The organism is Pantoea sp. CFCC18177 (assembly GCF_059412425.1).
The window spans coordinates 16,308-35,409 of record NZ_JBNBPL010000001.1; the positions used below are offsets into that span (position 1 = coordinate 16,308).

Consider the following 19,102-nt stretch of genomic DNA (forward strand, 5'->3'; position numbering starts at 1 on the left):
TTAATCAGAACTTAAAGCCGCGATGCAGCGCCACAATACCGCCGGTCATGTTGAAATAGGTGGTATTTTCAAAGCCGGCATCGTTCATCATCGCTTTCAGGGTTTCCTGATCGGGATGCATACGAATGGATTCTGCCAGGTAGCGATAGCTTTCCGCATCCTGCGCCACCAGTTGGCCGATACGCGGCAAAATGTGGAATGAATAGGTATCGTAGGCTTTGCTCAGCGGTTCCAGCACCGGTTTAGAGAACTCCAGCACCAGCAGACGACCACCCGGCTTCAGCACGCGGAACATCGATGCCAGCGCCTTCTCTTTTTCGGTGACGTTACGCAGGCCGAACGAGATGGTGATGCAATCGAAATAGTTATCCGGGAACGGCAATGCTTCAGCGTTAGCCTGCACATAGCTGACGTTGCCTGACACGCCCATGTTGCGCAGCTTCTCACGGCCCATTTTCAGCATCGAGCTGTTGATGTCCGCTAACACCACCTGACCGGTTTCACCCACCAGGCGGGAGAATTTCGCCGTTAAATCACCGGTGCCACCGGCCAGATCCAATACACGTTGACCACGGCGCACGCCGCTGCTGTCAATCGTAAAACGCTTCCAGACACGATGGATGCCAAACGACATCAGATCGTTCATCAGGTCATATTTTGCCGCTACGGAATGAAACACGTCCGCGACTTTATCGGCCTTTTCGCTTTTCGCGACGGTCTTAAAGCCAAAATGAGTAGTTTCCTGCTGTGATTCATCTGCCATCGGGTTTACCTGTTCCACAAACAATTCTTGCCGAAGTGTATCAGAGTCACGCTACGCGAGCACGTGACCACCGTGCTATTCGTTGATGCGGCGCAGCGAAGCAGGTGAAGAATCTGCTGGCTTTTCATCGGGCTCACTGTCATCGGCCCAATCCTCGTCCGCCTCCTCCGGCTGCGCTTGCTCTACCAACTGAGGATTAATCGGCCGTTTGATCTCCACGCCGAGCGTTCGGAAAGCCTCAGTTTGCGCAATCAGGTTACCGCGCCCTTCCGCCAGCTTCTTCATCGCCAGCTGATAACTTTGCTGGGCTTTATCGAGGTTGTGGCCAATGCCACTCATATCATCCACAAACAGTCGCATCTTGTCGTACAGCCGCGCTGCGCGGTCGGCGATACGTTGGGCGTTACGGCTCTGATGCTCATAACGCCACAAGTTGTTGATGGTACGCAGCGCCACCAGCAAGGTTGTTGGGCTGACTAACATGATATTTTGCTGCAGAGCTTCGCTGATCAGCTCTGGCTGGCGATCGATTGCTAACAAGAACGCCGGCTCAACCGGAATAAACATCAACACATAATCCAGAGAGCGTAAACCGGGCAATTGTTGATAATCTTTTCGCCCCAGCAAGCGGATATGACCACGCATGGCGCTGACGTGTTCCTGAATGGCCTGCTCGCGCGTGGCTTCATCTTCCGCGTTGAAATAGCGTTCATAGGCGATCAACGTCATCTTGGCATCAATCACCACATCTTTGCCCTGCGGCAGCCGCACGATGACATCCGGTTGCATCCTGCCCTGCTGCTCCAGCTGCACGCTGACCTGCGTCTCATACTCGTGGCCTTCACGCAGCCCTGAGGCTTCCAGTACCCGGGCCAGTACCACTTCGCCCCAGTTCCCCTGAATTTTGTTATCGCCCTTTAATGCTTTGGTCAGGTTCACCGCTTCCTGTGCCATCTGCACATTCAGCTGCTGTAACTGACGGATTTCATGCGCCAGCGTATGACGTTCACGCGCTTCCTGGCCAAAGCTGTCGTGTACCTGACGCCGAAAACCATCCAGCTGTTCGCGCAGCGGGCCGATCAGGCTGTTGAGGCTTTGGCGATTTTGCTCGTCAACGCGGCGCCCGCTGTTTTCAAAAATGCGATTGGCGAGATTTTCAAACTGAGCGCTGAGACGCTGCTCGCTGTTGGTCAGCAAGCGCTGCTTCTCCTCCGCGCCATAGCGCGTCTCTTCCAGACGTATAGTGACTTCGCGCAATTCTGCTTCCTGCGCACTGTTCACTTCCAGCTGATTACGCAACTCCCGGCTAAGCTGCTCGCTTTCACCGCGCCAGTAATCAAGCTGTTGCAGTCTTTCCTGTGCTCCGCTGAGCGCACCGTGCAGTTGGCGCAACTCTTGTTCGCGCTGCTGGATTTGCTGCTGCAGATGCTCATGCTGTTGCTGCTGACGCTGCTGCGCCTCTTCCAGCAGGCGCCGCTCGGTGGTGAAGCTGGCGTGCTGCTGACCGGCACGCAATTGGGCCAGTATCCAGCCAATACCCAATCCGGCCAGCGCCAGCGCGCCGCTAATGATAAGTTGCTGATCCATAATTCCCCCGCGGATCGATTCGCTGGGGAAAAGGTAAAATGCTACTGTATTAATGTCCAGACCGATTTACGCCTTCGGTTTCGAGTCGCAGGCGCGTTGGCTTGATTGACTGGCTTCAGTCACTGACTGGCAGTGCTTTTACCGTCAATTCCCCCGCTTTCCATGCATCAATCAGGAAAAATGGCATTGGCAGCATCCATTCGCTGTCTTTGACCTTGGCGGGATAGCGCCAGCTTTGCCCATCACAGGTCAGCTCAACCTGCTGCCAGCCGTCGATCATGTTTTCGACTTTACCCGCCATGCTGGAAAATCCGGCATTACTGCCAACATGGAAGCGGTCGGTCTGCCAGCGAATCGGCAGATGCGCGGGCCAAGCCTGTGCATGATGAAACTGGAACAGATCATCATGATTCAACACACTTTCTCGTACCGTCGGCCACAGCGCCACTTTGAGGAAATACTGATCGGTGAAACGTTCACTGCCGCTGTACTGCGCAATAAAATCCCGCATCTGCTGCTCAACGTTGTGGAACACGCCGTGACAGCCGCCCCACATCCCCGCCAGCAGTAGTTCGGTATGGGTGAAATAGTCGCGCATATGGTGGAACCAGTAAGGCGAGGCAAGCCAGGCATCCACTGCCGCCACTTCACGTTCAGAGAGCAAAGAGTCCGCGTCACGCACGATATAGCGTTTGACGCTGGGGTCATCCATTACCAGGAAGCGCCATAGCGTCGGGAAAATGGTTTTCTCGTGCGACATATCCACCAGCTGGGTATTGGGCTGCTTCAGACGCTGCCAGACATGCGGCGGCACGCTATCGTCGAGATAAACCCGGCAGATCCAGCTGGGATACAGCTCGCGGGCGACGTCGATATTTTTGATCAGCGTTTCGCAATAGCGCGGCTGCCCACCATACAGGCTGAAAGAGATGATGTTTTCGTTGGGACTGCCAGGATTATACGGCGGTGGTGTTTCCACAGGAAAAGCCACCTTGTTGCCTTGGCGGAAAATCGCATCTGATTTTTCCAGCGATTCCCGGCCATAACGGGCCACTTCTTCCGGTTTTCCCAGCCATCCACACACTTCAGTTAAGCCGTCGAGCCAGGTTTCAGAAGCCTGCGCACGCTGCGCGGCTGGCGCCTGGTAGATTTTTTGATAGGTCTTGTAGGATTTTTTGTAATCCCCGATCCGCATCAGCGTTAGTGCATAGTCGCTCAGCACCTGCATGTTGTGGGGCATGACGCGCAGCACTTCTTCACAGCACCGGCATGCAACGGGAAAATCAGAGGCCGCCATGGCCTGACGAAAACGCGCTGCAACGCCTTCAATACGTGATTGCGCCGCAGCGGCAGGGTTTACCAGGGCAGGACGAGGAGCAGAAACCGTTTTGCGCATAGTTTGTTCTCAGAATCAGCTGAAATTGTGCGCATTTTAATCAGGCAATTGCTGAGATCCCTATAAGTCCGGTCTCGAATCATCCCTTGCCTTGCGCACTAAATTAAGCGACGCGCTGCTTCAACTACAATCTTCACCGCATCACTTTCGGTCTGTTTCATGGTCGCCGCATCCGGGATCTCTTTTTGCGTACGGTTAACGATGACACCCGCCACCATGCCCGCTCTCAGCCCCTGACTGGCGCACATCGTTAACAGTGTAGCGGATTCCATCTCATAGTTGAGCACGCCCATTTGCTGCCACTCTTGCATTGAGCCCTGGAAGCGATTCACCACACGTCCTGAGAAGGTATCGTAGCGTTCCTGGCCCGGATAGAAGGTGTCGGAAGAAGCGGTAATACCGATGTGCGTTTTAGCGCCACAGGCTTCTGCTGCAGCCACCAGCGCGGTGGTACAGGTGAAATCTGCCACCGCCGGGAACTCCATCGGCGCGAAGTGCAAGCTGGCCCCGTCAAGACGCACCGAAGCGGTGGTGACCAACACATCACCGACGTTGATATTCGGCTGGATCGCACCGGTGGTGCCGACGCGTAAGAAAGTACGTACACCCAACTGCGCTAACTCTTCCACCGCGATAGAGGTGGACGGACCGCCAATGCCGGTTGAGCACACCACCAAAGGCTTGCCATCCACTTCCGCCAGGTAAGTGGTGAATTCACGGTGCGAGGCGAGGTGCTGTGGGTTATCCATCAGCGCTGCGATTTTTTTCACGCGCTCTGGATCGCCGGGAACGATAGCCAATGTGGCTCCTTTCAGATCGGCTTTAGTGATACCAAGGTGAAAAACGTCAGACTGGGCCATAACAGACTCCTGATAGAGAGAGGATATGCGCGCCACTCTACGTCAGCGAGTGGCATAAATATGTGACTAATTTCACTATAAATTATGAAAGTTACATTATCAGAAAATAATAATGTGATATGCATCACACATTAGCAGTTGGCAATTCTGAATTGCTACAAGCGGTGCTGTGTTCGTTCGGTTGGCAGTGTTAATAGAGAAGAAGAACACATCAACCCTACATCAGCCTGGCTCCTGAAGCAGGCTATAGTTACGTGATTGCGCATTTGCTAGCACGGAGAGAACAATGAAAACCGAAGACAATATGGCACAAAAATCTGCCGCCAGTGGTTTCGCCCCTGCGGTTCAGCCCATCGCAAGCAGTACGATTACTACCTCCAGTGACACGATTCACAGCGGTGAGACATCGGTGCCGAGCCAGGGCGAAAATCTTCCGGCTTATTACGCGCGCCCGAAAGTGTATGAGGGGACGCTACCGGTCGTCCTGGTGGTGCAGGAGATTTTCGGTGTGCACGAGCATATTCGCGATCTGTGCCGCCGACTGGCACTGGAAGGTTATCTGGCCGTGGCGCCGGAACTCTATTTCCGTGAAGGCGACCCAAGTGACTACAGCGATATCCCCACCTTGTTTAAAGAGTTGGTGAGCAAAGTGCCTGATTCGCAGGTGCTGTCGGATCTTGATCATGTGGCTAACTGGGCGGCACGTCATGATGGCGATATACGTCGCATGGCGATTACCGGTTTCTGCTGGGGTGGACGAATTAGTTGGCTGTTTGCCGCGCACAATCCGCAGGTACGTGCCGCCGCCGCCTGGTATGGACGCCTGGAAGGTGAAAAAACCCTGAAGCAGCAGAAGCATCCGATTGATGTCGCAGTGGATCTCACCGCACCGGTACTGGGTTTGTATGGCGGTAAGGATGAAAGTATCCCGCTGGAGAGCATTGATAAGATGCGTCAGGCGCTGCACGCAGCCAATGCCAAAGCAGAGATCGTGGTTTACCCAGAAGCGGGCCACGCTTTCAACGCGGATTATCGACCAAGCTATCACGCCGATTCTGCCGCCGATGGCTGGGCGCGCATGTTAGCGTGGTTTAAGCAGTATGGCGTAGCACCCAACGCCTGATCAGTCAGGGGCGCACTCGCGCCCCCAAATGCCCCTGTTAAACCTTTTCACCCCGCAGGTTTTGCGCCGCTTTGACCATGTTCGCCAGAGCCTGACGCGTCTCCGTCCAGCCACGGGTTTTCAAACCGCAATCAGGATTCACCCACAAACGCTCTTCAGGGATACTCAGCGCCGCTTTGCGGAGCAGGTCTTCCATCCAGGCCACACTTGGCACGTTAGGAGAGTGGATGTCATAGACGCCGGGGCCGATTTCGTTCGGGTATTCAAACGCTTTAAACGCCTCCAGCAGATCCATATCAGAACGCGAAGTTTCGATGGTGATGACATCGGCATCCAGTGCGGCAATCGCATCCATGATGTCGTTGAACTCGCAGTAACACATATGGGTGTGGATCTGGGTCGCATTTTGCGCCACCGCGGCGTTGAGGCGGAAGGCATCAACCGCCCATTTCAGATAGGCCGCCCATTCAGACTGGTGCAGTGGCAGGCCTTCACGCAGCGCCGGTTCATCAATCTGGATGATGCCGATCCCGGCTGTTTCCAAATCTTCCACTTCATCACGCAACGCCAACGCAATTTGTTTGGCGATGGTTTCACGCGTCACGTCCTCGCGCGGAAATGACCAGCACAGAATCGTGACGGGGCCGGTGAGCATACCTTTAACCGGTTTGTCGGTCAGTGACTGCGCATACTGCGCCCACTCAACGGTGATGGCTTGCGGACGGCTGATGTCGCCAATAATGACCGGTGGTTTCACGCAACGCGATCCATAGCTTTGTACCCAGCCGTTTTGCGTGAACACGAAGCCATCAAGGTTTTCGCCAAAGTATTCAACCATGTCGTTACGTTCCGCTTCACCGTGTACCAGCACGTCAAGCCCCAGCCGCTCTTGTTCGGCAATTGCCTGTTTGATGTGTTGGGCGATACCCGTGCGGTAGTTTCCGCTGTCGATGTTGCCTTTTTTGAAGTCGAGACGCAGGCCGCGGATTTCAGTGGTCTGCGGGAATGAGCCGATAGTGGTGGTTGGCCAGGCTGGCAGGTTGAAGCGCTGACGCTGTGCCTGGGCACGTTCACGATAGTGGCCCGGACGTTCCACGTCTTTAGCCTGAATTTTTGCCAGACGCGCCTCGACGGCGGCATTGTGAACACGCGTTGAGTGAGCACGGGCACGAATCGGTGCACTCCACGCCGCCAGTGAAGCGGCATCTCCATTATTCAGCGCGTTGCTCAGCAGTGACAGCTCAGCACACTTTTGCAGGGCAAAGGCAAACCAGCTTTTCACTTCCTCATCCAGCCGGGTTTCCACACTCAAATCGATCGGGCTATGTAGCAGTGAGCACGATGAACCCACCCACAGCTGCTGGCGCAGTCCCACCAGCGGCTTCAGGCATTCAAACCAGCGACTCAGGTCAGCACGCCAGACGTTACGACCGTTAATTACGCCGACGGACAGTAGCCATTCAGCGGGCAGCTGTTGGTGAATGTGTTGGATGTCATCTTTACCCTGCACAAGGTCAACATGCAGGCCCTGTACGGGCAGGGTTTTGATGACATCAAGGTTCTGACCAATGCTGTCGAAATAGGTGGTGAGCAGCAGTTTGACGTTGCCTTGCAGCGCTGCGTAGGCCGGTTTGAAGGCATCACGCCACGCTGACGGCAGTTCCAGCGCCAGGGCAGGTTCGTCGATTTGCACCCATTCGATACGGCGTTTTTTCAGCTCTGCCAGGACTTGCTGGTAAACCGGCAGGATCTCTTTTAGCAGTGTCAGGCGATCAAACGATTCACCTTTGACTTTGCCCAGCCACAGATAAGTGACCGGCCCCAACAACACAGGCTTAATCTTGTGACCCAGCGCCAGCGCTTCGTCCACTTCATCCAGCAGTTGGGTCCAGCTGAGCCTGAACTGCTGACCTTGGGTGAACTCGGGCACCATGTAGTGATAGTTGGTGTTGAACCATTTGGTCATTTCAGCCGCTGCCGCGGGCTCACCGCTGGGCGCACGACCACGACTAATGCGGAACAGGGTGTCGATATCGATAGAACCGTCTTGATTTTGGTGGCGTGCGGGCACATTGCCGAGCAGCAGGCTAGTACTTAGTACGTGATCGTACCAGGCGAAATCGCCGACCGGCAATAAATCTACGCCCGCCTCTTTTTGCTGTTGCCAGTGTCGGGCCCGCAGTTCACTCCCTACGGCCAGTAGCGCTTGTTGCGAGCTGAGGCCTGCCCAGTAACTTTCCAGTGCTTTTTTGAGTTCACGACGCAGACCAACGCGAGGGAAACCGAGTGTGTGGTTCAGAATGCTCATTGGGTGTACTCCAAACGATGCGAACCCTTTATCTTCATCCAGCAAGCATGATGGCGGTCCGCTGAAGGCTTATACTGGACAAAAAGAGAGTGGCCGTATCGCTTGCTTGAGATGTTTAGCCGTCCAGATGTTTACACCGCTATCTTCTGCGGGTACTGTATGTTCCTCAAGCGCAATCTGTTCAATCTCGATGTGAAGGACTCTCATGATCGAACTCAAACACCTGAGAACGCTGCAGGCGTTACGGAATACCGGCTCTTTAGCTGCCGCCGCCGCCCAGCTTCATCAGACACAATCGGCGTTATCTCATCAGTTCAGCGACCTGGAACAGCGGCTGGGCTTTCGCCTGTTTGTGCGCAAGAGCCAGCCGTTGCGGTTTACGCCGCAGGGGGAGATTTTGCTGCAGTTGGCCGAGCAGATTTTGCCGCAGATTCAGCAGGCATTGCAGGATTGCCACGAGCCACATCAAACCACGCTGCGCATTGCCATTGAGTGCCACAGTTGTATTCAGTGGCTGACACCCGCCTTGAGTAATTTCCGTAAGAGCTGGCCGCAAGTGGTGATGGATTTTAAATCTGGCGTGACTTTTGATCCCCAGCCAGCGTTGCAGCAGGGGGAGCTGGATGTGGTGTTGACCTCAGATATTCTGCCGCGCAGCGGGTTGTTCTATACGCCAATGTTTGATTTCGAGGTGCGTTTGGTGTTGGCACCGGATCATCCGCTGGCGCAGCGTGAACATATTTCGCCGGAAGATTTGGCTGATGAAGTGTTGATGATTTATCCCGTTCAGCGTCAACGTTTGGATATCTGGCGTCATTTTCTGCAACCCGCTGGCGTGACCCCCGCCTTGAAGAATGTGGATAATACGCTGTTGTTGATTCAGATGGTGTCGGCCCAGATGGGCATTGCCGCGTTACCCCATTGGGTGGTGGAGAGTTTTGAGAAGCAGGGCCTGGTGGTGACCAAGACGCTGGGTGATGGTTTGTGGAGCCGCTTATATGCTGCGGTTCGCGATGGCGAGCAGCGTCAGCCGGTGTTAGAGGCGTTTGTACGATTTGCCCGTCAGCACGCCTGTGACCATTTGCCCTTTGTCCGCGATGCCGCGCGTCCGGGTTCACTTCAGTCCGTTTCTTTATGATCCCGCGGGCGGCGTGTGTCGCCCGTGCTGTTATCCCTGCCCTGCCTGCTCTATAATGCGCCGCCTCAATCCGCGACCAAGAGAGTTTCACCATGACGAGTAACGATGTTCTGCGCAGCGTGCGCTATATGCTTGATTTGAGCGATAGCAAAGTGGTGGAGATTTTTGCCTTAGCGGGCAGCGAAGTGCCATTGGAAGATGTGCAAGCGTGGATGAAGAAGGATGATGATGCTGCGTTTCGTAAATTGCCTGACGTGCTGATGGGCTATTTTCTGAACGGGTTGATTTTCTATCGCCGTGGCAAGAGTGAAGATGCGCCTGCACCGTCGGTAGAGCGCCGCATGAATAATAATATTTTTATCAAGAAGTTGCGTATTGCCTTTGCTTTGAAGACAACGGATATCACGGAAGTGTTGCTGAAAGCGAACTTCAAGGTGTCTCAGGCAGAAGTGGGCGCGATTTTCCGCAATCCGGATCATAAGAATTACCGCGAGTGCGGTGACCAGATTCTGCGTAACTTTTTGAAGGGACTGACGATGATTCATCGTCTTGCGGCGCCAGCGAAAAAGGCGTAGTCGCTTGGAGATCGGAGCAGGGTCGGATATAGGCCGCTCCGATCATGAAGGAATCTCACATCCCTCTGGCTTAAGCGCTGCTTTTTCCTAGCACCCAACGCTTATGAACGTAGAGTGAAGCAAAAATCACGATGGCTCCGGCAATAAAGCTTGGCCAGTGTGGTTTTTCCTGCCAGATGGCCAGATTGACCAGCAAGCCCGCCGGTACGTGCATGTTGTTCATGATACCCAGCGTGCCCGCATCCACCTGAGTGGCACCGTAGTTCCACATGAAGTATCCCAGTCCCGATGCCGCCACGCCCAGCCACACCAGAATGCCCCACTGCAGTGAGGTGGTAGGTAGTTTGTTCGGATTACCCCACAGGCTCCAGGCAATGATGGCGATGATCACCGCGCCAAGATAGAACCATGAGAATGCGGTGTGCTGCGGCATCGGACGGGTTTCCTGCAGGCGCTTGTAGCCGACCATGCCAATGGCAAAGCAGATGTTGGCGGCTTGAACCAGCAGCAGGCCAAACCAGAAATGGTCGCTGACTTTGTCGTAACGGATGATGGCTGCCCCACCGACTGCCAGCAGCGCACTGAATGCATAGCCAATTCGCAGCGGACGTTTGCTGAGCAAGTCGTAAATTAACGTCACATACAGCGGCGTCATCACCGTGAACAGCAGGAACTCTGACACGCTGAGATAGGTGTAAGCCTCAAAACTCAGCAGATACATGACGCCCAGCTGCAGCATCCCTACCAGCATATACAGCAGGATGGTGGAGGCGCGATAGCCTTTCCAACGCAGGAAAGGCAGGAAAACGATGGCCGCAAGTGCCAGGCGCATCAGCACCGAGAACCAGGAATCAACCTGGCCGGCGAGGTATTCCCCGATCAAACTAAAGGAAAAAGCCCACAAAATGGTGGTAACGATCAGTAACAGCACGGTATTGATCCCAAAATGAACAGTGGCGCTAGTGTAAACAAACTGTCGTCATGGGTTTGAATTATTTGGTTTACAACAGACCAAAATACAGACAAACAATGTAAGGCAAGAATAAGTGGCCTGTCTCGCCAGACATCATGCGCGAATACCAACATTTCCTGGTTTATTTCGCTCTTTAATGTCATCAAACTGTAACAAATGTGTCACGCGTCACAGTAACGTGACGAAACCATCACTATCCTGTGCGCGAAATGGAACCTTTTGGTGCTGTTTTAACGCCACACGGCGCTTGACCCAACCTGCTGGGAACACATAACAATATCGCGCCCTGGAGGGCCACACTCATGTTGAGTATCTTCAAACCGGCACCGCATCAGCCGCAAGTCGCTGATGATCGTGTTGATCCGCTCTACCGTCGGCTACGCTGGCAAATCTTTATCGGTATTTTCTTTGGATACGCGGCCTACTATCTGGTGCGTAAAAACTTCGCGCTGGCGATGCCTTATCTGGTGGAACAGGGCTTCTCACGCGGCGATCTAGGCTTTGCGCTGTCCGGGATCTCCATCGCGTACGGCTTCTCCAAGTTCATCATGGGCTCGGTTTCCGACCGCTCTAATCCGCGCGTGTTTTTACCCGCTGGGTTAATTCTCGCTGCGGCCGTGATGTTAATCATGGGATTTGTGCCTTGGGCGACCTCAAGCATCATGGTGATGTTTGTTCTCCTGTTCCTGTGTGGTTGGTTCCAGGGCATGGGCTGGCCGCCTTGTGGACGAACGATGGTGCACTGGTGGTCGCAGAAGGAGCGCGGCGGGATTGTCTCCGTGTGGAACTGTGCGCATAACGTGGGTGGCGGCATTCCACCGCTGCTGTTCTTGCTGGGGATGGCATGGTTTAACGACTGGAAAGCGGCACTCTACATGCCCGCGTTCGGGGCGATCATCATCGCCATCATTGCCTTCGCCCTGATGCGCGACACACCGCAGTCTTGTGGCCTGCCGCCGATTGAAGCCTATAAGAATGATTACCCGCCAGATTACAACGAGAATCATGAGCAGGAGCTGTCGGCAAAGCAGATTTTCATGCAGTACATCCTGCCGAATAAGTTGCTGTGGTACATCGCGTTGGCTAACGTCTTCGTCTATCTGCTGCGTTACGGCATTCTCGACTGGTCACCCACTTACCTGAAAGAAGTGAAACACTTCACGCTGGATAAATCCTCCTGGGCATACTTCTTCTATGAATATGCGGGCATTCCCGGCACCTTGCTGTGCGGCTGGATGTCAGACAAGGTCTTCCGCGGCAACCGTGGCGCGACCGGCGTGTTCTTTATGACGCTGGTCACCATCGCCACCGTAGTTTACTGGCTTAACCCACCGGGCAACCCAGGCATCGATATGCTGTGCATGATCGTTATCGGTTTCCTGATTTATGGTCCGGTGATGCTGATTGGTCTGCATGCGCTGGAGCTGGCACCGAAGAAAGCCGCGGGTACGGCGGCGGGCTTTACCGGCCTGTTCGGTTACCTCGGCGGTTCCGTTGCGGCCAGTGCGATTGTCGGTTACACCGTGGATTACTTCGGCTGGGATGGCGGCTTTATGGTGATGATCGCGGGGTCAGTGCTGGCGGTACTGCTACTGCTGCTCACCATGATCAATGAGCATAAGCACAAGAAACAAATAGCATAATTAAATGGGCCGGTTAACCGGCCCACTTTTTAAGCCAGGAACAGCTTACGCAACGTGTGCGGAACCGCATCCTCAGCATTACTGCCAATCACTTCCAATGCTGGCAAGGTATCTTTCAGGCGCTGGTGCGCATTACGCATGATGCAGCCCTTACCCGCCATGCTCAGCATTTCGACATCATTCATACCGTCACCAAAAGCGATGCACTCTTTCAGTGAATATCCGAGCTGTTTGGCGACGGCTTCCAGCGCGTGACCTTTCGATACGCCACCGGCCATCACTTCCAGGCAGGTTGGCAGTGAGAAACTGACGTTGACGCGATCGCCCCAACGCGCTTCGATCGCCAGTTCCAGCGGAGCCAGGCGTTCGTGTTCATCACAGGTGAAGAAGACTTTACTGATCCCATCCGTTGGCAACATACCCGGTTGGTAAACCTGATAGTTAAATACGGACTCACGAAAATAGTCCTGCTCGTCTGGGCGATGGCGGCTCATAAACCACTCGTCGTCACGGTAGACGTGCGTAAGGATATGCTCATCATGGTACTGCAAGCCGTAAAGCTCGCTGGCGATGTCGCCATCAAGGTTGTGGCTGAACACCAATTCGCCGTCAGCGTTGTGCACGCGCGCACCATTCGAGGTGATCATATAGGCCGGGATGCCGAGGCTATCGCGCATCTGGCCCACGTCGATGTAATGACGTCCGGTGGCGAAGACAAAATGCACATCACGTGCCACCAGCTCCTGCAATGTGGTACGAGAGAAAGGCGTCAGGCGATGTTCCGGCGAAAGCAGCGTGCCATCCAGGTCGGATGCGACGATGTGGTACATGTAAACCTCTGGTATTGATATCGGATAAAAAATTAAACTTGGCGCTCGAAGAAATCGACCACCAGGTTGAGCGCTTCAGCGCGCATGGCGTCTGTTTCAAACAAAATCTCATGACGCGCGCCTTGGATCACATACGGCACGGTGCCTTCGCAGGGATGGCCTGCCTCGGCCATCGCCGAGCAAAAAGCCCCTTGCGAGCGGTTATCCACCACATCGTCTTCACTGGCCTGCAGCACCAACGTGGGAGTGGTGATTTTCGCCACCTGGCTAATGATGCTGCGCCCCGCCTGCACACCTTCACGGACCCAATGGTAAGTGGGGCCACCCACGCGCAGCGCGGGATCGTCGGCATAGAAACGCAGGTTACGACGATAACGCTCCCGACTGTGCGTCAGGCGATTGATGCCAAACGGACTGGCACGCCAGCGGCCCGTTCCCAGCGCATAACGTTCGCGCAGCGCGGGCAGTTTCTCCGCCCAGTCCAAAATCGGATGCGCCATCCAATCGGGAAGCGGCAGCACAATGCCAAACATCGGTGCTGAAAATACCGCCGCGTGGAATGCCTGAGGCTGACGCGCCAGAAACAGCGCTAAGATCGCGCCGCCCATCGAGTGCGCCAACACATATCGCTGTTGATAGTTGCTGTTAGCGATCTCTTTCTCATAGAGCGTTTCCAGATCGTCAACATAGTGGCTGAACTCCACCACGTGGCCGCGGTGTGAATCGGCCAGTAAGCGATCGGAACGACCCTGACCACGATGATCAATGATCACCACGTCATAACCACAGTGGAAAAGATCGTAAGCCAATTCCGGATACTTGATATAGCTTTCGATGCGGCCCGGCACAATTAAGATGACACGGCGATGTTGCGGTGAGGTGAAACGAACATAGCGAATAGTCAGATTGCCGACGCCGGTGAATTCGCACTCTTCACGACGACGCCAGAAGTCGAGCAGCGGGCCAGTGGCAAACGCAGAAAAGCCACGCTCACGCCCGAGCCAACTCTGTTTATGTTGCTGCATCCGTCCCCCAGAAAAAAAGCCTCATCGCGCGCATGCGCTCCGTAGCGTGCCGCGATGTTCTGGCGTATTGTGTCACACTTCGCTAACTTCAGGGAATGTCACACATGACCATTGAATGGTGGTTAACCTATCTGCTGACCACAACTATCCTCAGCCTTTCACCCGGTTCCGGCGCGATTAACACCATGAGCACCGGCATCAGTCACGGCTATCGTGGCGCTGCGGCTTCCATTACCGGTTTACAGCTTGGCCTCGCGATTCATATCGTGCTGGTCGGTGCCGGCCTGGGCGCGCTGTTTTCGCAATCTATTATGGCGTTTGAAGTGCTGAAGTGGGCAGGTGCGGCTTATCTGGTGTGGCTGGGTATTCAGCAGTGGCGTTCCGCCGGTGGCATTGACCTGAATGCGGTGGCGAAAGCGATGCCACGTCGTCGTTTGTTCAAGCGCGCCATTCTGGTGAACCTCACCAACCCGAAAAGCATCGTGTTTCTTGCCGCGCTGTTCCCGCAGTTTATTCAGCCACATCAGCCGCAGCTGGCGCAGTATCTGGTGCTCGGCGTCACCACCATCGTGGTCGATATTATCGTGATGATTGGTTACGCCACCCTGGCTACGCGCATCGCAGGCTGGATTAAAGGCCCGCAGCAAATGAAGCTGCTGAACCGTACCTTTGGCGGATTGTTTATGGCGGTCGGTGCGTTGTTAGCCAGCGCGCGCAGAATCGCGTAAGAGGTTTTTCAAACCAACGGCATCAATTTTAAAGCCGTTGGTTGCGCAGCCAGTTCGGTGCCGGCCAGCGCACAGCCCCCGGAGCGTACACGTAGTACGTGAGGAGGGCGAGCACTGCCCGGTGCCGAAATGGCCAGTAAACCAGGCTTTATCGCGAGATAATGAGGTGAATGCCGAATCCGGCAAACAACACCCCCGCCATACCATCGACCCATTTCGCCATACGCTGATACTTATCACGCATCCACGGCAGCGCGAAGATGGCAGCTACCAGCGTAAACCAGGCAAACGTCTCACCGATAATCAGCAGGAACAGACCCCAGCGCTCCATCGCACCCACGTCATTACCCACAAACAGCGAGAACACGCTACCGAAATAGATAATGGCTTTTGGGTTAGACAGATTAGTCAGGAACCCTTTCAGGAAGCTCATGCCGCTCTTAGGCAGTTCAACCACCGGTACATCCACCTGCGGTGACTTGTGGCGTTGACGCGCCGAACGCAGCAGCTGCCAGCCCATCCACAGCAGATATAAACCACCACCCACCATGATGATTTCATGCAGCCAGGCCATTTTTTCGAGAATCAGATGCAGGCCCATCAGCGCCACGCCCGCCCAGATAACAATCCCCAGCGTAATGCCGAAAACGCCCATCATCGCCTCTTTACGCGAACGGCTTGCGGCAGTTTGCGAGACGAAGAAGAAGTCCGGTCCTGGGCTCATCAGCGCAACAAGATGCACCAGCGCGACGGTGGCAAATAACATCAACATGGTTTCTTTCCTTTACTCTTCATCGACATGTTCTTTGATCATCACCAGGAAGGGTTTACCAAACCGTTCGAGTTTGCGATGACCGACACCGTTCACGCTCAGCATTTCTGACGCGGTAATCGGCATTTGTTCCGCCATTTCAATCAGCGTGGCATCGTTAAACACCACGTAGGGCGGAATGTTCTCTTCATCAGCAATCGCCTTACGCAATTTGCGCAGTTTGCCGAACAGGGTGCGATCGTAATTTCCACTGTGAACTTTGGGCGAACTGCTGCGGCTTTTGACAGTAACGATACGCGGCACGGCAAGCATCAAAGGCACTTCCGCACGCAGCACAGGACGCGCGGCTTCGGTCAGTTGCAGCGCCGAATGCATGGCAATATTTTGCGTCACCATACCCAAATGGATAAGCTGACGCAGCACGCTAACCCAGTGCTCCTGGCTCTGTTCACGACCAATGCCGTACACCGGCAGTTTGTCGTGCCCATTATCGCGGACACGGTGATTGGTCGAGCCACGCAACACGTCAACAATATAGCCCATACCAAAGCGCTGACCGGTACGATAGATGCTGGAGAGCGCCTTTTGCGCTTCTACCAGACCATCATAACGGCGCGGCGGATCAAGGCAGATATCGCAGTTACCGCACTGCTGCTGACGCCCTTCGCCAAAGTAGTTGAGCAGCACTAAACGACGGCAGGTCTGCGCTTCGGCAAATGCTCCCATGGCATTCAGCTTATGGCGTTCAATATCCTGCAGTGGACCGGGTGCTTTCTCTTCCAGACACTTACGCAACCAGGCCATATCCGCTGGATCGTACAGCATCATCGCTTCTGCGGGCAGCCCGTCGCGTCCGGCGCGCCCGGTCTCCTGATAATAGGATTCGATATTGCGCGGAATGTCGAAATGCACCACAAAGCGCACGTTGGGTTTGTTGATGCCCATACCAAACGCCACGGTGGCGACCACGATTTGCAGATCGTCACGCTGGAAGGCTTCCTGCACGTGCGCACGTTGCGCGCTGTCGATACCGGCGTGATACGCGCCCACACTCAGCCCACGGCTTTGCAAACGCGCGGCGGTGTCTTCCACTTTCGCGCGGCTGTTACAGTAAATAATGCCGCTTTTGCCCCGTTGCTCCTGCACGTAGCGCAGCAGCTGATCGGTGGGTTTGAATTTTTCCACCAGCGTGTAGCGGATATTGGGGCGGTCAAAGCTGCTGATTTGAATCAGCGGATCGTCCATCTGCAGCAGATGCGCGATGTCATTACGCGTGGTTTCATCGGCCGTCGCGGTTAGCGCCATCACCGGCAGTTCCGGGAAGCGCTGACGTAACTGACCAATCGAGCCATATTCCGGACGGAAATCGTGGCCCCATTGTGAGATACAGTGCGCCTCATCCACCGCCAGCATCACCGGATTCCACTGGTGCAGGCTGTCGAGGAAGTTGTCCATCATCAGACGTTCAGGGGCGATGTACAGCAGCTTCAGCTTGCCGGTACGGCAATCCGCAAACACCTGCTGCTGTTGCTCGCGCGTCTGGGTGGAATTCAGGCACGCCGCCGCCACGCCGTTGGCCAGCAACTGATCAACCTGATCTTTCATCAGTGAAATCAGCGGCGAGACCACCAGCGTCAGCCCTTCACGCACCAGCGCCGGGATTTGATAGCACAGCGATTTGCCGCCGCCGGTTGGCATCACCACCAGACAATCGCGCCCTGCTAGCGCGGTTTCAATGATGGTTTGCTGACCGGGACGAAATTGCTGGTAGCCGAAGGTGTCTTGTAAAACCTGCTGCGCCAGCATTTCCTGATTAAGCACTGCCGATGTTGCCACGGTAATCCTGTTTTGACTTGTTAGAACAGATCGTTAAGTGTTACGCCCACGCCAAAGCGGGTTTGACGGTGGTTATAGTCGATAAGCGATTCACCATACCCGCTGAACAGCTGGGTGTAAAAGCGCACGTGTTCGGTGATGGGGTAGCTCCAGGCGAAAGTGGCCCCGCCGTAACCGCTGTTCCAGTTGTAGTTACCTTCCACGCTGAAAATACTCTCGCCCACTTCATAACCGAGCTTGGCGCGATAGTAGCCCATGTACTTGGTGATGTCGGGGTTATCATCGTTATTTTCGTTTTCTGGAATGCGATACCAGGGTTTGATTTCCGCAAGGAAGTTACCGTTCTGCGCCATCAGTCGCGCATAAACGCGGTTCCAGCTGCGTGAAGTCGGATCGCTACGTCCGTTCGACTCGTGATTCAGACCGGTTTCGATGTCGCGCAGTGTCCAGCCCGCAAAGGTGTAATCCGTTGCCCAACCGAGGAAAATCTGCGGCTCGTAGTTAGTTTCACGGAACGGTGACGATGCGCCACGGTTGGAAAGCTGCCACCAGGAACGCTGGGTATAAGAGGCGGCCAACACTGAATTGTCGCCCAGGATGCCACGCCACAGCGGAAACGCCAGGCTTAGCTGGAATTTCACTTCGTCATTTTTTGCTTTATCTGCCCAGTTATAAGAGGAGATGGCCTCTTTATTCATGTCACTGGTATAGGTGTAAAGCAGGTAGTTATTCTCATAAGGATACAGCACGAACGGGTTATCGTGTTTTTCCAGCAGGTTAGCGATAATACTGCCCTTTACTGCCGGGGCGTCATGCACCTCTTTTATCGTGGCTTCATCAGCTTGAGCCAGCACAGGAAGCGTCAATGCCGCGGCCAGCAAGGCGTAATGCTTACGCATAAAATTCTCCAGAGAACTGCGTGTCGTAATCGTCAGGGCGACGGTTCAAAAAGCAGGCCATTCTACACGCAAAGCCAGTGGTTGATCAGTGCCGATTTCTGAAACTGGAAAGCAGCGCGAACGCGGCATAATATACACAATTCTTTAACATCTTAAGGCAGGAACTATGTCATCCCCGTTGCTGACACAGCAGGAAGCTCGCCGCCTGATTGGCGAAATCTTTGTTTATCACATGCCCTTTAATCAAGCCCTGGGCCTCGAGCTGGATCGACTGGAGGCGGATTACGCCGAGTTGGGCTTTGCCAACAAAACCATGTTGGTGGGCAATGCTGCGCAGCAGATTTTGCACGGCGGCGTCATTGCCTCGGTGCTGGATGTCGCCGCTGGGTTGGTGTGTGTCAGCCATGCGCTGTCGCGTCAGGAGAGTATTAGCGAGGAAGAACTGCGTCAGCGCCTGTCACGCATGGGCACTATTGATATGCGCGTCGATTACTTGCGTCCAGGACGCGGCGAACGCTTTATCGCCACCAGTAGCCTACTGCGCGGTGGCAACAAGGTCGCAGTGGCGCGCGTTGAGTTGCACAACCAACAGGGCGATTACATCGCCACCGCTACCGCTACCTATTTGATTGGTTAACCTGCTTTT

General features: G+C 54.7%; 17 protein-coding genes. 6 read left to right on the top strand and 11 right to left on the bottom strand.

All coding sequences use genetic code 11. The features are described 5' to 3' along the window. Positions 1 to 4: 4 nt before the first annotated feature. The 4 genes from ubiE to udp form a co-directional block, all read right to left on the bottom strand. A complete protein-coding gene (gene ubiE / locus ACPUC8_RS00085; RefSeq protein ID WP_039329266.1) occupies positions 5 to 763 on the bottom strand; it encodes a bifunctional demethylmenaquinone methyltransferase/2-methoxy-6-polyprenyl-1,4-benzoquinol methylase UbiE in 759 nt (252 codons plus the stop codon). A gap of 75 nt (positions 764 to 838) precedes the next feature. After that, positions 839 to 2,350, bottom strand: a complete 1,512-nt coding sequence (gene rmuC / locus ACPUC8_RS00090; protein ID WP_494925391.1) for a DNA recombination protein RmuC — start codon at positions 2,348 to 2,350, stop codon at positions 839 to 841. 115 nt (positions 2,351 to 2,465) lie between these two features. After that, complete coding sequence (locus ACPUC8_RS00095; protein ID WP_494925392.1) at positions 2,466 to 3,746, bottom strand: tetratricopeptide repeat protein; 1,281 nt, start codon at positions 3,744 to 3,746, stop codon at positions 2,466 to 2,468. Positions 3,747 to 3,844: 98 nt separating this feature from the next. Then, positions 3,845 to 4,606, bottom strand: coding sequence for a uridine phosphorylase (gene udp / locus ACPUC8_RS00100; protein ID WP_494925393.1), 762 nt, complete (start codon positions 4,604 to 4,606; stop codon positions 3,845 to 3,847). Positions 4,607 to 4,892: 286 nt separating this feature from the next. Here udp and ACPUC8_RS00105 point away from each other — a divergent pair, with 286 nt between their 5' ends. After that, on the top strand, positions 4,893 to 5,729 hold the full coding sequence (locus ACPUC8_RS00105; protein ID WP_494925394.1) for a dienelactone hydrolase family protein: 837 nt from the start codon (positions 4,893 to 4,895) through the stop codon (positions 5,727 to 5,729). Between the two features lie 37 nt (positions 5,730 to 5,766). On the opposite strand, the gene metE is transcribed toward ACPUC8_RS00105, so the two are convergent. After that, on the bottom strand, positions 5,767 to 8,037 hold the full coding sequence (gene metE / locus ACPUC8_RS00110) for a 5-methyltetrahydropteroyltriglutamate--homocysteine S-methyltransferase (RefSeq protein ID WP_494925395.1): 2,271 nt from the start codon (positions 8,035 to 8,037) through the stop codon (positions 5,767 to 5,769). 205 nt (positions 8,038 to 8,242) lie between these two features. Between metE and metR the strand changes: the two genes are divergently transcribed. After that, the gene (gene metR, locus ACPUC8_RS00115; RefSeq protein WP_039329256.1) at positions 8,243 to 9,175 is read left to right on the top strand and encodes an HTH-type transcriptional regulator MetR; all 933 of its coding nucleotides are present in this window, start codon (positions 8,243 to 8,245) and stop codon (positions 9,173 to 9,175) included. Between the two features lie 92 nt (positions 9,176 to 9,267). Further along, complete coding sequence (locus ACPUC8_RS00120; protein ID WP_494925396.1) at positions 9,268 to 9,750, top strand: YehS family protein; 483 nt, start codon at positions 9,268 to 9,270, stop codon at positions 9,748 to 9,750. 70 nt (positions 9,751 to 9,820) lie between these two features. Here the strand turns inward: ACPUC8_RS00120 and ACPUC8_RS00125 are convergent, their stop codons facing one another. Further along, positions 9,821 to 10,681: a carboxylate/amino acid/amine transporter gene (locus ACPUC8_RS00125; protein ID WP_039329253.1), complete on the bottom strand. Its 861-nt coding sequence runs from the start codon at positions 10,679 to 10,681 to the stop codon at positions 9,821 to 9,823. A gap of 344 nt (positions 10,682 to 11,025) precedes the next feature. Here ACPUC8_RS00125 and glpT point away from each other — a divergent pair, with 344 nt between their 5' ends. After that, complete coding sequence (gene glpT / locus ACPUC8_RS00130; protein ID WP_039329252.1) at positions 11,026 to 12,366, top strand: glycerol-3-phosphate transporter; 1,341 nt, start codon at positions 11,026 to 11,028, stop codon at positions 12,364 to 12,366. A 29-nt stretch (positions 12,367 to 12,395) separates the two neighbouring features. On the opposite strand, the gene yigL is transcribed toward glpT, so the two are convergent. Both yigL and pldB read right to left on the bottom strand, forming a co-directional pair. Next, the gene (gene yigL / locus ACPUC8_RS00135) at positions 12,396 to 13,196 is read right to left on the bottom strand and encodes a sugar/pyridoxal phosphate phosphatase YigL (protein WP_494925397.1); all 801 of its coding nucleotides are present in this window, start codon (positions 13,194 to 13,196) and stop codon (positions 12,396 to 12,398) included. A 32-nt stretch (positions 13,197 to 13,228) separates the two neighbouring features. After that, positions 13,229 to 14,221 carry a lysophospholipase L2 gene (pldB, locus tag ACPUC8_RS00140; protein ID WP_039329249.1) on the bottom strand — a complete coding sequence of 331 codons (993 nt, stop codon included), beginning with the start codon at positions 14,219 to 14,221 and terminating at the stop codon, positions 13,229 to 13,231. 104 nt (positions 14,222 to 14,325) lie between these two features. Between pldB and rhtB the strand changes: the two genes are divergently transcribed. Beyond that, on the top strand, positions 14,326 to 14,949 hold the full coding sequence (gene rhtB, locus ACPUC8_RS00145; protein ID WP_039329247.1) for a homoserine/homoserine lactone efflux protein: 624 nt from the start codon (positions 14,326 to 14,328) through the stop codon (positions 14,947 to 14,949). 148 nt (positions 14,950 to 15,097) lie between these two features. Here the strand turns inward: rhtB and rhtC are convergent, their stop codons facing one another. The 3 genes from rhtC to pldA are packed head-to-tail and all read right to left on the bottom strand — an operon-like array spanning position 15,098 to position 18,456. Further along, positions 15,098 to 15,721, bottom strand: coding sequence for a threonine export protein RhtC (gene rhtC / locus ACPUC8_RS00150; RefSeq protein ID WP_039329245.1), 624 nt, complete (start codon positions 15,719 to 15,721; stop codon positions 15,098 to 15,100). Positions 15,722 to 15,733: 12 nt separating this feature from the next. After that, the gene (gene recQ, locus ACPUC8_RS00155) at positions 15,734 to 17,557 is read right to left on the bottom strand and encodes an ATP-dependent DNA helicase RecQ (protein ID WP_039329244.1); all 1,824 of its coding nucleotides are present in this window, start codon (positions 17,555 to 17,557) and stop codon (positions 15,734 to 15,736) included. Positions 17,558 to 17,577: 20 nt separating this feature from the next. Continuing rightward, the gene (gene pldA, locus ACPUC8_RS00160; protein WP_039329242.1) at positions 17,578 to 18,456 is read right to left on the bottom strand and encodes a phospholipase A; all 879 of its coding nucleotides are present in this window, start codon (positions 18,454 to 18,456) and stop codon (positions 17,578 to 17,580) included. Positions 18,457 to 18,622: 166 nt separating this feature from the next. On the opposite strand from pldA, the gene ACPUC8_RS00165 reads away from it, so the two are divergent. Further along, a complete protein-coding gene (locus ACPUC8_RS00165) occupies positions 18,623 to 19,093 on the top strand; it encodes a thioesterase family protein (RefSeq protein ID WP_039329240.1) in 471 nt (156 codons plus the stop codon). Positions 19,094 to 19,102 lie beyond the last annotated feature (9 nt).